At 41.1% G+C, this 15,830-nt stretch carries 8 protein-coding genes and 2 tRNA genes; 6 read left to right on the forward strand and 4 right to left on the reverse strand.

Annotation, left to right across the window (positions count from 1 at the left end):
* The first annotated feature begins 6 nt into the window (after positions 1-6).
* From ACHFIZ_RS03465 to ACHFIZ_RS03480, 4 genes are all read left to right on the forward strand, one after another.
* Positions 7-3,228 carry a UvrD-helicase domain-containing protein gene (locus ACHFIZ_RS03465; protein WP_410882892.1) on the forward strand — a complete coding sequence of 1,074 codons (3,222 nt, stop codon included), beginning with the start codon at positions 7-9 and terminating at the stop codon, positions 3,226-3,228.
* A gap of 4 nt (positions 3,229-3,232) precedes the next feature.
* A complete protein-coding gene (locus ACHFIZ_RS03470; protein WP_410882894.1) occupies positions 3,233-6,085 on the forward strand; it encodes a PD-(D/E)XK nuclease family protein in 2,853 nt (950 codons plus the stop codon).
* 300 nt (positions 6,086-6,385) lie between these two features.
* Positions 6,386-7,372: a pyruvate dehydrogenase complex E1 component subunit beta gene (locus ACHFIZ_RS03475; RefSeq protein ID WP_410882896.1), complete on the forward strand. Its 987-nt coding sequence runs from the start codon at positions 6,386-6,388 to the stop codon at positions 7,370-7,372.
* 100 nt (positions 7,373-7,472) lie between these two features.
* Complete coding sequence (locus ACHFIZ_RS03480; RefSeq protein WP_410882898.1) at positions 7,473-9,821, forward strand: Tex family protein; 2,349 nt, start codon at positions 7,473-7,475, stop codon at positions 9,819-9,821.
* A gap of 24 nt (positions 9,822-9,845) precedes the next feature.
* Here ACHFIZ_RS03480 and ACHFIZ_RS03485 read toward each other — a convergent pair whose 3' ends face one another.
* Complete coding sequence (locus ACHFIZ_RS03485) at positions 9,846-10,319, reverse strand: Lrp/AsnC ligand binding domain-containing protein (protein WP_410882900.1); 474 nt, start codon at positions 10,317-10,319, stop codon at positions 9,846-9,848.
* Between the two features lie 153 nt (positions 10,320-10,472).
* On the opposite strand from ACHFIZ_RS03485, the gene ACHFIZ_RS03490 reads away from it, so the two are divergent.
* Positions 10,473-10,579 (forward strand) — tRNA-Asp (locus ACHFIZ_RS03490).
* 56 nt (positions 10,580-10,635) lie between these two features.
* Positions 10,636-10,780 (forward strand) — tRNA-Asp (locus ACHFIZ_RS03495).
* Positions 10,781-10,858: 78 nt separating this feature from the next.
* Here the strand turns inward: ACHFIZ_RS03495 and ACHFIZ_RS03500 are convergent.
* The 3 genes from ACHFIZ_RS03500 to ACHFIZ_RS03510 all read right to left on the reverse strand — a co-directional run bounded on the left by ACHFIZ_RS03500 (position 10,859) and on the right by ACHFIZ_RS03510 (position 15,815).
* A complete protein-coding gene (locus ACHFIZ_RS03500) occupies positions 10,859-11,623 on the reverse strand; it encodes a glycerophosphodiester phosphodiesterase (RefSeq protein ID WP_410882902.1) in 765 nt (254 codons plus the stop codon).
* A gap of 126 nt (positions 11,624-11,749) precedes the next feature.
* Positions 11,750-13,060, reverse strand: coding sequence for an amidohydrolase family protein (locus ACHFIZ_RS03505; RefSeq protein ID WP_410882903.1), 1,311 nt, complete (start codon positions 13,058-13,060; stop codon positions 11,750-11,752).
* Positions 13,053-15,815, reverse strand: a complete 2,763-nt coding sequence (locus ACHFIZ_RS03510) for an amidohydrolase family protein (protein WP_410882906.1) — start codon at positions 15,813-15,815, stop codon at positions 13,053-13,055. Before ACHFIZ_RS03510 ends, ACHFIZ_RS03505 begins: the two co-directional genes overlap by 8 nt.
* Positions 15,816-15,830 lie beyond the last annotated feature (15 nt).

A 15,830-nucleotide genomic window follows, 5' to 3' on the forward strand; every position in this document is an offset into this window, starting at 1 on the left:
ACGTTTATGCCTCAACTGCCTCTTAAAATATTACAAGCTTCAGCTGGTTCCGGTAAAACCTTTAGTTTAACAGCACATTATCTGACATTATTGCTGTCGGGAGATAATAAATACCGGGAAATTCTTGCGGTAACCTTTACCAATAAGGCTACAGAGGAGATGAAAAGTCGGATTTTGGAAGTGCTTTTTGGCTTGGCTAAAGGAGACACTTCCAGGAAGATTGAAGATTATCGTGTTATTATTTTGAAGGCCCATCCGCTGTTGAATGCTCAGGAACTTCAAATCAGGGCGGATAAGATTTACCGTAAGATCCTGCACGATTATAGTCGTTTTTCTGTTAGTACCATTGACGGCTTTGTCCAAAAAGTGATCCGCGGGTTTGCATTCGAGTTGGGACTTAATGCTGATTATAGTCTGGAAATGAACTATAATAAGGTGAAGGACGACTTGGTTGCCAAGCTAGATGAAGCGCTGAATCACAATGAGCAGCTTCTGCAATGGATCATTGATTTGGCAATCGAACGAATCAGCGACAATAAAAGCTGGAATTATAAAACTGAGCTTTACAGTCTGATAGGGGAAATCTTTACGGAAAGGTTTCAGGTATTTGAGGATGCAATCGAAGAGGTAGGGCCTGATAATATTGATAAGTTATTTAAAAACTATATTTCGATCACAAGAGCTGAGATAAAGCGTTTTGAAGAACAAATAATAGCGCTTGCAACCCAGGCTTATGAAGCGTTCGACAGATTTGGTATAAAAACTGAAAGTTTAAAAGGTAAGAGTAGAAGTGGCCTGCTTAAAATTGTAATGGTTGCCAGGGGGGATCTCTCTAAAGTTGATGGGTTGTTCTGCCTTATTGACGAACCTGAGGACTGGTTTCAGAAAAACACCAATGAACCTAGGTTCTACGATGTGGTAAATCCTCTGCTTAAAGAAATACGGTCACATTATCAAACCCATCTCCCCAACTACAGTCTGGCAGTTGCTTTCAACAAAAACCTTTATTATTTGCGACTGATGCAGGAAATCGCCGTGTTGCTAAAGCAATATCGGGATGAGAACGAAAACCTCCTGATAAGTGATGCGCAAAAGTTGCTCTCTGAGATCACAAAAGATGCAGGGGATAATCCCTCCTTCATCTGGGAAAAGGTTGGTAATAGGTATAAGAACTTCCTTTTTGACGAGTTTCAGGATACCTCTACTAGTCAGTGGGGAAGCTTCAAATCCTTGATCGCTAACGCGATCGCTAGTCCGAACCCAGAAATGATTGATCACCTGATTGTTGGTGATACCAAACAATCAATTTATCGATGGAGAAACGGAGATTGGAACATTCTCCATAAGCATGCAAAATTGGACATTGGTGGGGCTAACGTACTCGAGGAAAGCTTGGCCGAAAATTACCGCAGTGCAGAAAATATCATCACCTTTAATAATTATCTATATCAAAAGATTCCTCAAACGCTGCAAAATGAGTTAAACCAGAACATTGAGGGCAGGGCAGAGGAGCTTAAAATTTGGTGGCAACAGGAGAATTATCAACAGATCATAACTGATATATACACCAGTTCTACTCAAAACTTTGCCGGGAATACAGTTAAGGGTGGCACTATAAAGATTAAGAGATTCAGTAAGGAGGATGCCCCCTCCGAGGCTCGATTTACGGAAACTACGTTTAAAGATCTTGCGTTGGATAACGTTGTGCAGGAAATCAATGAGCTTAGAGCCGATCATCATTTTGCTTTGAAGGACATCGCCATTTTGGTGAGGTCTAATTCCGAAGCGTTGCTCACTGTAAGAAAATTGATGGAACAAAACCTCCCGGTTATTTCAGGAGATGCTTTACTTATCGCCAATAACAAGGCGATTCAACTGATCATTAACACACTCAAAATGTTGGTAGGGGTCGAGGCTCAAATAGCCTTATACAAAGCGAACTGCATCGCACTTTATCAAGGGCTGCAGCATCAAACGCCCGAAGCTATTCATTACCTCAACCTAACCATCACGCCATTAAGTCAGCTTGGTCATGTACTGCCTCCAGCGCTTTGTGAAAACTGGCAATCCTGGTTGCAACTGCCTTTGCCAGAGCTGATAGAAATATTAATAGATAGTTATGGTTTAAAAGACTTGACTAACCACCTGTCTTACCTACTTGCTTTCAGAGACCTGACGGCCCATGCGAACAAGTTGGGAGAAAAAGGAATTATATCCTTTCTGACATGGTGGGAGGAAGATGGTGTGAACAAATCGTTGCCTTCCCCTGAAGGGGCCGATGCGATTCAGGTAATCACTATTCATAAGTCAAAAGGTTTGGCCTTCAGGGCAGTTTTCATCCCTTTTTGCAATTGGGATATCAAAGGAAAAACAAATGCTAATTTCTGGGTATCCTCGGAAGATACCATGTATAAGGAGCTCAAAGGAATACCATTAAAGTATAATGAGGCACTTGCGGATTCTTCGATCGCGAAAGCATATTATGAGGAGTTGCTTTATAACAATATGGACGCGCTGAACATGCTTTATGTGGCTACTACGCGGTGTAAAGACTACTTATATATTGGAACAATGGCTAAAAAAGAAGTCAAGCTCTCTAATATGGGAGACGTACTTAACTATACTTTTGAGAGCAATTTCGACGACAATAGCCTGTATGAGATTGTAGAACATTACGAAAAGCAGAACATTCAGGAGCAGTTAAGCCTCATTAATTTGTCTCAATATCCAACTACGTCCAGATTGGCAGAGCTCTATGTACCCTCAGAAGAAAAGCATTTAAAGCATGTTTTGAACATAGAAAAGTCTGGGCGCAAAGGATCTTTGCTGCACGACATTCTTGCCAATGCAAGCTCCGAAAGCGAAGTAAATAAGTTTGTAGATGAGCTGGTGTTATTTGGTGCCATTCAGCAGGACGAGGTTAATAGTTTGAAAGCATCTGTTTTGGAGGTTCTTAATAATACAGAACTAAAATCCATCTTAAGCAAAGCGACCGAAAGTATTACCGAAAAGAATATCGTTGATGCTGAGGGTAAGATGCATCGGCCAGATCGGGTGCTAATCACCGAAGAAGGCGTCATAATTTTGGATTATAAGTTTACTCTGGAAGAGAGTGACAGTCACCTGAAGCAGGTGGGCAAATACAAGGAGTTACTGGTTGCAATGGGCTATGCTAACGTTCAAACCTATCTGTTCTATGCCTTGAGCGGCAAATTAAAACTAGTGTAAACTTATGAAGCCTTTTTTACAAGAAGTTGCGGAAGATCTGGTAACGAAATTTGGAGACAATCTCCATCATTGCGCCATTGTCTTCAATAATAAGCGTCCGGCAGTGTACCTGCAGAAATACCTCGCTAACATCATTAGTAAGCCTTTTTTTAGTCCATCGCTTTATACTGTTCAAGAGTTTTTTGCTGCTGCATCGCCAGAAAAGTTGGCGGATTTCTATTTGCAGTTCTTCACATTGCATAAAATTTACAACGAATTGCTGGCCGAAGAAGGCTTTGATCCCATCAGTAGCCATAAATTTTTCCCCTTGGCAAAAATCATCTTGAGTGATTTCAACCAGATCGACATCGACCTTGTTGATGCAGGGAAGTTGTATTCTGATTTGGAGGATATATCGCTGATCAATCAAGAGTTCGACTACCTCAGTCCGGAACAATATGAGTTTTTGTCTCAGTTTTGGACTTCGTATTCTGAAGGAAAGCATAAGAAACAGCAGGAACTTTTCATTCGGATGTGGCGCAGAATGCCAAAGCTTTACCATAAATTCCATGCAACCCTTAAAGCCCAGAAGTACATCAATAATGGCGCCGTTTACCGGGATCTGGCAGAGGGCCAAATCAGCGAAATGACTTTTTTACGTGGGTTTGATAAGGGGAAGATTGTCTTTGTTGGTTTCAATGCCTTAAGCCGTGCTGAAGCTAAAATCTTTAGCCGTTTGCAAGAGTCTGGACAAGGACTATTTTATTTCGATACTGACCCTTACTACCTTGACGACCCCTTGCAAGAGGCTGGCTTGTTTTTAAGGAAGAACATCCATCAGTTGGGCTTGATGAACGTGTTCGCTAATCAACAAAGCCTGATGGCCACGCCTCACCATGTCGATGTTTATAAAGTTCAGGGACAGTCCGCACAAGCGAAAATCCTGAACAATATTTTGGCTGATCAGTATGAGGAAAGGTATGACTTGGGCAGCACGGTGGTAGTTCTCGCAGATGAAAGTTTGCTAATCCCTACTTTGCAGACCATACCTACTTCGCGTAATGGACAGGAAATAGATCTAAACGTCACTATGGGATTTGCGCTAGCTACCTCTAGTATCTTTGGGTTAATTGACCTTTGGCTCTCTACCCAACTTGAATTGCTACAAAAGACTACAGTTTCTTATCAGAATGTCGAGGCTTTCCTGACACACCCCTTGAGTGGACTCAGCCATAAGATGCGCGATAAAATCCAGACGGCTTTGTTGAATGAGAATCAGTTGGAAATTGATCATCCAAGGTTATTGAGACAAAGTGGTCTTTTTGAGGTCTTTTTCAAGAAAATTGAGAATTCTGAGCAGGTTGTTTCCACGCTGATAAACGTGCTCACGGTTGTTTTGACCCGTTTGTCAACGGCTCAAATATTGAAGAAGATTGATGCAGAGCTTTTTGTAAAAACCATTCAAGAGTTAAACAGACTGCATGATACGTTTGGCAAACACGTGGGGAGTGAAGAGACTTCATTTGTGATTTACTTAGTACAAAGGGCACTAAAGGCCATCGCCGTACCGTTATCCGGTGACCCGTTAAACGGAATTCAGGTGATGGGATTGCTGGAAACGAGGAATCTGAATTTTGATAACGTGGTGATTTTAGGCTTCAATGAAGGAATTATCCCTAAGTCTTCCATAGGAAATAGCTTTATTCCGGATAGTTTAAGAAGAGTATACGGTTTACCTGTTCTGGAAAATCTGGACGCCATCTCTTCTTACATGGTTTACAGATTAATACAGCGCGCAAAGAACATTAGCTTGGTATACAACAATCTGACTGATGAATCAACTTCGGGTGAAGTGAGTCGGATTTTAAAGCAACTGACCTATGAAAGTGGCTTTAAGTTTGATTATCATGAGCTCAACATGACCGTCAAGACAGAAGTAGCCAGAGAAGTCAAGATCGAAAAGACAGGAAGTAAGTTTGTCCAGGATACTTTAGCGCTTTATCTGGAGGGGAAAAGAAAGTTTTCACCCTCTGCAATGACTCAATACATTTCCAATCCGATCGACTTCTTCTTCAATTACATTGCGGGAATTAAAGAACCAAAAGAGGTGAGTGCTGTGGTGGAAGCGAATGAGATCGGCTCTATTCTACACCAGGTGATGGAGTATTTCTATGTAGATCTTAAAGGATCTGAAATCAGCGCAGAGGCGATACAGTTGAGGAGAAAGAGAGTGCCAGCCCTGATTCAACGTGCTTTCGCTGCGGTCATGTTCAAGAGTCCGGATAAGGTGATTGAGTACAAGGGTATGCAGAAGGTGATACTCGCGATAGTAGACGCATATGTAGATATTATTCTTACTCAAGACGAGGCACAGACGCCATTTCAAATCATCAGTCTGGAACAAAAGGTAGAAGCAGAGCTGAGCTTCACTTTACACGGAAAGCCAGCAACTGTGAAGCTTTTGGGTTTTATCGACAGGGTAGATTTAAAAGATGGGGTCACTAAAATCATTGATTACAAGACAGGGAGCGATAAATTAACTTTTAAGGATGTTCCGGAGCTGTTTAATACCAACGGGAAGAACATAAATAAAGCATTGGTACAAACGCTTTTGTATACCTATGCGTACGAACAGTTTTCAGGAAAAACCTGCGTGGAACCTAATTTATATATTGTGAAAACTATGACCCAGGATGGCGTTTGGTTTAAGACAGGTCGGCAGAATCTAAATGGTGAATTCCTGGAAGAGATCAAGCCAGAGTTTTTGAAAGAGCTGCGTAACAAGCTGACTGAACTTTTCGAAAGTGCTTATTTTGAAGTTTCTGAAGTAGAAGACAACTATAAATATTCCATTTATAAAACATTATTTGGTAAATAGCTATGTTAAAACTGAGCTTCACTGCGTTTCCAACAATAGAAACAGAACGATTGGTCCTACGAGAAACATACTTTGCAAGATACGGAGGTCTGGTTTAATTTGAGGCATAATGGCGACGTGATATGCCTTGGAAGATGGTCAATTCTCTATTTTGAATAATAATGGCAATATTATCCACTTCGGTGAAGACATTTCAGGTAAAGTGTAACACTTTACTTTCAATACTTCTGGTGACCTTGAATAAATTGCATATAAAAACAATTTTATCTAAGTTTGTTCCCATTAATATTTTCATATATAATGAGAGAGATTCAATTTAGAGAAGCTTTACGTGAGGCCTTAAGTGAGGAAATGCGCAAAAACGAGAACATTTTTTTGATGGGCGAAGAAGTTGCGCAGTATAATGGTGCCTATAAAGTTAGTCAGGGTATGCTGGATGAGTTTGGCGACAAACGTATTATCGATACTCCGATTGCAGAATTAGGCTTTACCGGTATTGGTATTGGGGCTGCTATGAATGGTTTAGTACCCATCATTGAGTATATGACCTTCAATTTCTCATTGGTAGCTATTGATCAAATAATTAATGGTGCGGCAAAAATGTTGTCTATGAGCGGTGGTCAGTTCTCTATACCAATCGTTTTTAGAGGTCCTACAGGTAATGCTGGCCAGCTGGGTGCGCAGCACTCTCAGAACTTCGAAAACTGGTTTGCAAACTGCCCTGGTTTGAAAGTAGTAATACCATCTACTCCTTATGAAGCTAAAGGCTTATTAAAACAGTCTATTCTTGATCCAGATCCAGTAATTTTCATGGAATCTGAGGTGATGTATGGTGATAAGGGCGAAGTTCCTGAAGGGGAATATTACTTGCCAATAGGAAAAGCAAATGTGGTTAAGGAAGGTACTGACGTTACAATTGTAACCTTTGGTAAAATGTTGACACGTGTGGTTAATCCTGCAGTTGAAGAATTGACTAAAGAGGGTGTAAATGTTGAAGTGATTGATTTACGTACTGTACGTCCTATTGATTATGCGACAATAATTGCGTCTGTTAAGAAAACGAATCGGTTGGTCATTGTCGAAGAAGCATGGCCATTGGCTTCGATCTCTTCAGAGATCGCTTTTAACATACAAAAAAATGCTTTTGATTACCTGGATGCACCGGTAACAAGAATTACTTGCGCTGATGTTCCATTGCCATATGCCCCAACGCTGATCGCAGCAAGTTTGCCAAATGCAGAAAGAGTTGTTAAAGCAGTTAAAGAAGTAATGTACGTATCAAAGTAATACGTATTTATTCATAAAAATATAATCCCGCTGCCGAAAAGCCTGCGGGATTTTTTAGTTAATTTTGGCGCCATTGTGTTTAAAATCAAAGAAAGTAAAGATGAGTAATCATTCTAAAATAATTGCTGCGGAACTGGGCGTAGCCGAAAAGCAAGTTATTGCGACTATTGAATTGCTGGATGAAGGGGCAACAGTTCCGTTCATTTCCAGATACCGCAAGGAAGCTACAGGAACACTTGATGAGGTGCAGGTAGCTGCGGTGCGGGATAGGTTTCAGCAGTTGAGGGAATTAGATAAAAGAAGGGAAGCGATCTTAAAAGCTCTGGTGGCGTTGGATAAGTTGTCTCCTGAGTTGGAGGCAAAGATCAATGCTGCAAATAATATTACTGTTATTGAGGACATCTATCTGCCTTACAAGCCTAAGCGTAAAACAAGAGCTTCTGAAGCCCGCAAAAAGGGCTTGGAGCCATTAGCACTCCAAATTCTTGAGCAAGGAAACGGGAGCTTAGAAGAGCTATCTGCAAAATATCTAAACGATGAACTGGGGGTTGCTTCTCTGGACGATGCTTTAGCCGGCGCAAGAGATATTATTGCCGAAATGATCTCCGAAAATCTGGAAGTACGAACTTCAATGCGAAAATACTTTCAGCAAAATGCTACGTTCAAGTCAACATTGATCAAAGGAAAGGCAGAGGAAGGAGTAAAGTACAGAGATTATTTTGGTTGGGAAGAACCACTAAAATCTGTTCCATCTCATCGCTTGTTGGCCATTAGAAGAGCTGAAAACGAGAATATATTGAAGGTTGAAACTATGCCTGCTGAGGGTGCTGCCATCAATATTTTAGAAAACCAGTTTGTAAAATCAGCTAATAAAAGCGCAGAGCAAGTTACGTTAGCTATCAAAGACAGTTATAAACGTTTGTTGGGCCCTGCTATGGAGACCGAATTCCGTGGAATCTCTAAAGAGAAAGCTGATGAAGAAGCGATTAGGGTATTTGCCGAGAATGCACGTCAACTTTTATTGGCTGCTCCAATGGGAGGGAAGAATGTAATGGCAATTGATCCTGGCTTCCGTACAGGTTGCAAAGTTGTGTGTCTGGATGCACAGGGTAAACTTTTAGAAAACACGGCAATATATCCTCATAATGGCAAGAAGTCTGAGCAGGATTCTGCAACTGTTGTTAGGAATTTAATCGCTACTTATAAAGTAGAGGCAATTGCAATTGGTAATGGTACTGCTGGTAGGGAGACGGAAGTCTTTATTCGTGGTCTGATTTTGCCAGACATTCTAGTTATTATGGTTAATGAAAATGGCGCTTCTGTGTACTCCGCGTCTGACGTGGCCAGGGAAGAGTTCCCTAAACAAGATATTACTGTTCGTGGAGCAGTTTCAATTGGTCGTCGTTTGATGGATCCCCTTGCAGAACTGGTTAAGATTGATCCTAAGTCGATTGGTGTTGGGCAGTATCAGCATGATGTAGATCAGAATAAGCTACAGACCTCATTAGATGATACGGTGATCAGTTGTGTAAATGCAGTGGGTGTGGAGCTCAATACTGCCTCTAAGCAAATTTTATCCTATGTTTCAGGACTTGGGCCGCAGCTTGCGCAAAATATTGTGAACTACCGCAATGAGCATGGTGCATTTAAGAATCGCGAAAGTTTGAGAAAAGTTCCTCGTTTAGGTGACAAAGCTTTTGAACAGGCAGCAGGGTTTTTAAGAATCAGACATGCAGATCATGCGTTGGATTCAAGCGGAGTACATCCTGAAAGATATGCTTTGGTCAATAAAATGGCGAGGGACTTAAGTTGTAACGTAGCGCAGTTAATGAAGGATCCTGAACTTCGTAAACAGATTAAACTGCAGGATTATGTTTCTGAAGAAATTGGCTTGCCAACTTTAAATGATATCATAGCAGAACTGGCTAAGCCTGGAAGAGATCCTCGTGAGCAGTTTGAAGTTTTCAGCTTTAAAGAAGGTGTCAATGCGATTGCCGATCTTAAGGTAGGTATGAAATTGCCTGGGATTGTAACTAACATTACAAACTTCGGTGCATTTGTCGACATAGGTGTTCACCAGGATGGATTAGTTCATACCAGTCAGCTCGCCAACAAATTTGTTTCGAATGCAAATGAAGTAGTGAAAGTAGCGCAAAGGGTAGAGGTGACAGTGGTAGAAGTTGATGTGGCAAGAAAGCGCATTTCGCTCTCTATGAAAACAGAAGTTGCCGCTGCCAAACCTAAGCAAGAGCGCAAACGGGAAAATGTGAAGTCCAAAGTTTCTTCAGGCGCTAAGCCTGGTGCTGGCAGAACGGATCACCAAAGGAAACCAGTAATTGCAACTCAAAAAAATAAGCCGAATCAAACCAAGGCTCCGCAGAAGGAAAAAAAGAATGCCGATGGCGATCTGCAAATGAAATTAGAGGCCTTAAAGAACCTCTTTAAATAAATCATAGGGCAAATCGAGCTTGGTTTATAGCTCTATTTGCCTTTTTATACTTTCTTCCAAAGAAATCAATGTTTCTGTACGTTGGATTCCTTTTACCGCTTGTATCTCTTCATTAAGGACATGTCTGAGGTGGCTGGTGTCTCTACAAATGATCTTAGCGAACATACTGTAAGAGCCAGTTGTGTAATGCAGTTCTACCACTTCTTTGATTTTACTGAGTTGAGCTACAGCATCCTTGTATTGAATCCCCTTTTCTAAATAGATTCCTAAAAAAGCGCAGATATCGTAACCTGCTTTTTGTGGGTCGATAATTAGATGAGAGCCCCTTATGATTCCCATTTCATGCAGTTTTTTCATCCTGACATGGATAGTGCCACCTGAAACGATCAAATCCTTGGCAATTTCAGTGTAGGGCTTGGTTGCATCCTGCATGAGTTGCTTCAGAATGTCGATATCAAGGTTATCAATTTCTAAATTTTGGTTTTCTTTTTTTAGCATCGTTTGAATATTTGACAACTAACATCGAAGTTAATTATTAATATCACAATAATAAAATTAATTACTTAAAATATTTGCAACGTAAGGGGGTTGTTGTTACATTTGTGTCAAGCAAGTAACAAAAAGGTAGTTCTTTAAAACTTGTTTATACTCTGTAGGGTGGTGAAATTGGCAGACGCACCTCCTTGTCTCGGTGGTGGAGAATCGGGAAACCCGTAAGGGCTAACTACTCCATGAAGGTTCGACTCCTTCCCCTACAGCTATTAAGTGATAATTATTTAATCTAAAAAAGTCACTTTATTCGTTCTTTATATAATGTTGGGTGGTGAAATTGGCAGACACGCCTCCTTGTCTCGGTGGTGGGGACCAATGGATAAACGCAGTTTATGGGTTGACCACAAATTAATTTTTGAACTGTAGCTAACTACCCCTTGAAGGTTCGACTCCTTCCCCAACAGCCAGTTTTTTTATGAATAATAAGTTAGTTAAAATTGAGTGACCCCGGATAGGGCCACTCTTTTTTATTTATAGAATTTTAGCTATTTGTGGACTTTCTTCAACAATAATTCTGGTTCATTGGTCGTGATTAGGCCGATGTCTTCTGTCAATAACCAGTCCATGCTTTTCTCATCGTTGACAGTCCAGGCATTAGTAATCAATTTTTTGCTCTTGGCTTCCTTGATCCAAGATGGATTCTTGTCCAATATTTTAAGGTTGTAATCAAAACCATGTATACCATCGGTCAACAATTCATCAGGTGTTTTATCTCCGTTCAAGTACTGAACAGTCGCTTTTGGGGCAATCTTTGTTATCTCTTTGCAGATGTCGTAGTCGAAACTAATGTAATCTACTCTGGATGCTGCTTTCATTGAATTAACCATATCGACTACTTTGCGCGTTAAGGCGATTCCTCTTTCTTTACTGATTGCTGATGGTTTTATTTCCAGTACAAGTCTTGTTCTTTTCTGTTTTATACCTTCTTTTAGGTACTCTTTCAACGTAGGAAAGGCCTCGCCATTTTTTAATTTCAAGTTAGATAAAATTGTTGAAGAGGTCGTTTCAATTGGCAGCTCCTGTATATGTGCGTCGTGGTTAATAAAAAGTACGGAGTCTGCAGACATGTGAACATCAAATTCGCTACCATCACAGCCCATTTTGATTGCTGCCTTCAGGGAGGCGATTGAGTTTTCGGGAGCCCCGGTGTTTTTCCAGGCACCGCGGTGGGCAACCACTTTAGTTTGCGCAAATGTAACAGTTGATAATGCCAATTGACTGAGTATTGCTAATGTGAATAGTTTTTTCATAGTGTGCTACATTTAAAGATATGCAAATATGAATAAAGTTTAGAGCGGTAATGTTACGTGAAAGTGAAGGGAGTGTTAAGAAAACACTCTCTTCGGATGGTCGCTTTAGCGATGTGCATTGTTAACTTATTTCCTTTCCGCGCTGTACTTTCCGCTAAACTTTCTATCTAGTTGTTTGTGTAAGTTATCCAGATTAATATCCCTACCTTGAATAAATGCCCTTTCTACATTGTTGGTTTTCATATCCAGCGCGTCACCTCCGGAAATGAATAAGGTAGCATCCTTACCGATCTCCAAGCTACCAGTAGTTTTGTCGATCCCAAGTACCTTGGCAGTGTTCAACGTAATTGTAGAAAGTGCTTTTTCTTTATCCAATCCCCAAGCCGCAACAGTTCCAGCCATGAAAGGTAAATTCCTTTGCTGCCAATATCCATCGATACTAACTACAACCTCAACACCTGCATTCGCTAAAATACCCGCATTTTTATAAGGCATGTTCACGTCATCGTCATTGTTATTCGGTAACGCATGGGGTTGTTTAACAACTACAGAGATATTGTTTTCTTTTAAGAATGGAATGATCAGGTAAGCCTCGTCTGCACCAACGATTACTGGCGTGATGCCGTACTTCTTAGCGAATTTTACCGCATCGATGATGTCTTTTTGTGAATCTGCCGTGATAAACAGTTTCTGTTTTCCCTCAAACAGATGTTTCATAGCAGCTAACCGTGCATTTATTACCTCTGGTTTTTCTGTATCTGCGTAGGCCTTAGCTTCCGCAAAGAGTCCGTCCAATTCGTTGATCAACGCTTGTGTGCGCTCCTTTAAAGCATCCGGCGTTAAGCCGCCTACTCTCCCGAAACCACCTCTTAGCCTTGGCATAACCGGCCAAGTCATATGTTGAGCATCATCTTTGATTATGGCTGCATCTTCCCAGTTCCAGGCGTCCAGTTGCATTACTGAAGAACTTCCTGAAATTGTACCTCCTTGGGGAGTAACCTGCGCCATCAAAATGCCATTACTTCTAAGTGTGGCAGGAACTTTCGAATCTGTGTTGTAAGCAACAAGTGCCCTGATGTGGGGATTGATGTTGCCAATCTCTTCAAAATCCAATGTTGCTTTTACGGATTCAAATTCGGTTAGTCCAAGCGTCGTAATAGGAGCAATAAAACCAGGATAAACGTGTTTGCCGTTTGCAGTGATCACTGTTACTCCCGTAAGGTCAAACTTTGCTACAGTGGCATCTCCAACATCTGTAATCTTTCCTTTATCAAACATTACATACCCATTCTCAATCACCTGACCATTGCCCAGGTGAAGTTTGGCGCCCATGATTGCAATCTTTTTATCCTGAGCCTTTGCAGGTATTATGTCTGCCTGTGCAAAAGTCTTGATTCCTGCCGCTGCTAAAAACAGCGTTAAAATATATTTATTCATCAGTGTGGTTCCCTTCTAATTTATTAAGTTCAGAAGAATAATCTTCTAACGTCTCGCAATTGTACAAATGAGGTGCATCTCCAACTGGCCGCTGCGTTTTTAATCCTATCTTTTTGCTATCAGCCATCTTCTGGATCAATCTTTTGCGTTCCGTCAATTGATCTTTTCTAACTTGAGCATCCTTTTCCATATCCCAGTATTCAACACCATCTACGAAGGTCTTCTCTGCTCTGGCATAAATAGATAATGGGTTGTCCGACCAAACAACAATATCAGCATCCTTTCCCGCTTTCAAACTGCCAACCTTATTGTCAATATGTAGCATTTTTGCGGGGTTTAGTGTCACAAACTTAAGTGCGTCTTCTTCTGGTAGGCCGCCATAAAGGATAGACTTTCCAGCTTCCTGATTTAATCTTCTCGCCATTTCGGCATCATCAGAGTTGAATGCAGTAGTGATACCAACATTGTGCATGATCTTACCATTGTAAGGTATAGCTTCTGCAACCTCATATTTGTAAGCCCACCAATCAGAGAAAGTGGAAGCACTGATTCCTCTTGCCTTCATCTTATCTGCCACTTTATAACCTTCTAAAATATGCGTAAAAGTGTTGATTTTGAAGCCAAGACTGTCGGCAACGTTCATGAGCATGTTGATCTCAGATTGAACGTAAGAGTGACAAGTTATGAAGCGTTTATTGTCAAGGATCTCGACAATCGCATCCAGTTCCAAATCCTTCCGTACCGTATTACCTTTGACAGCCAACGCATTTTTATATTCTTTTCCACGAGTGAACTCATCTACAAATGATTGTTCCACGCCCATTCTAGTCACCGGGAAACGTGCTCCTGTACCAAAATTACTTTGCTTAACATTCTCTCCCAATGCAAACTTGATAAAACCGTCAGCGCCTTGGAATTTCAACTCTTCAGGTAATTTCCCCCATCTCAACTTTATCAACTGAGATTGTCCACCTACTGGATTCGCAGAACCGTGCAATATGTGGGAAGTAGTTACCCCACCAGCAAGCTGACGGTAGATATTTACATCTTCAGAATTAATGATATCTGCGATCCTCACTTCAGCGGAAGAGGATTGTGCACCTTCATTAATACCTCCGGATCCGGCAATATGCGAGTGTTCATCTACAATTCCTGGAGTTATGTGTTTTCCAGTTGCATCAATCACTTTTGCTGATCCTGCACTTAAATTTTTGCCAACCGCCTTTATTTTTCCATTTTCTATTAGTACGTCTGCATTTTGGAGGATGCCCTCTTTCTCATTTGTCCATACTGTCGCATTCTTCAGTAACACCGTTTCGGGAACAGGAGTACTAGCATTACCAAATGCCGTGAACGGATATATTATGGAGCCCATAACTAAAGGTTTTTTAAGCTCTGGCTTTTTAGCTGCTGCTTTGGTTAGGCTGTCTTTCGCTGCATCCGTAATCACGCCATCTTTTTTTGGAACCAGGATAAAACGTTTTCCTTGCACCCAGTTCTCTTCTATAATATTCGTCTTCTTAAATAAGCTATCAGAAGTGACAATGAAGTTTGCCAGTTTACCTTTTTCAAGTGTGCCGACTTTGTCCGCGATACCTACCATAGTAGCAGGAATTTCCGTAACTGATAGTAGTGCTTGTTTTTCTGTTAGTCCGTTCTCGATTGCAGTGCGAATATTAGTCCAGAAATCTTTGATATCTTCCAATCCGAATGAGGTGATCGCGAATTTAACTCCGGCTTTTTCTAGTACTCCAGGGTTAGTTGGCGCTAATTCCCATCCCTTCATTTGTGCCAATGTTATGTTTCTGGTTTCCACAGAATCGTCGACATCATAAGCTTTAACAAAACTTATTGGAACGATTAAGCTAGCTCCTGTTGCTTTAATTGCCGCTATGCGTTGATATTCATCGCCGCCCGCTTTAATGATGTATTGCTTTCCGAATTCCTTTCCGATTTTATCGGCACGTAGCACGTTTTGCCAGCTATCAGCTTCGAAAATCTGAGGGATTGCTTGCTGGGTATTAAACTCAGCTAAAGAAATATTGTACTCCTTTTTTTGTTTGGCATACCATTGTGCATCGTAATAAGTCTGACGCAACAGCGCGATAGACCCCATTAAGGAGGTTGGGTAGTCGTTCTGTGATGTTCCTTTATTAAAGGAATAATTAGCCGCAGCCTTAGCATTTAGCAGGCTGATATTTTCCTTCTCATCTGTTAGGGTGACAGCGGCAGAGGTTCCTCTTGCTATGCCATCGCGACTGATTGCATTGACACTTCCGAATCCAACCTTGCGAAGGTCGTCGGCCCTTTTAGTATCAGCTGCGAAAGTATTAGAAACATGGGTTTCTGGTCTGATGGCTTCATTCCAGCCATATGCACCTTTTTTTGTCGAAGTGAAAATAGATTGACGAGCAGCACCACTGCCAAATCCGCGGCTAGCTGTCACAGCTGCCTCTGGCGTACCATATGAAGTGAATGCGTCCACAAGAGAAGGGTATATAAATTTACCTTTAAGGTCGATCACTACGTAGCCTTTAGGTATGGTTGTGCCAGTACCGACTGACTGAATAGTCTGGCCTTTGATTAATAACGTGCCGTTTTTGATGGTTTGGTTTGCATTTACTACAATATTTGCGTTTGTGAATGCAAATAAACCCTGTCTGATGTCATAAGACCCATTAACTGGATAAGTTTGCTGAGCAAAAGTTAGTGTCGCAGAAAAGAACAAAGCCAGGCTTAGTAGAATTTTCTTCATAAAATATAGTTAAGT

The organism is Pedobacter sp. JCM 36344 (assembly GCF_046546555.1).
Classification (GTDB): Bacteria; Bacteroidota; Bacteroidia; order Sphingobacteriales; family Sphingobacteriaceae; genus Pedobacter.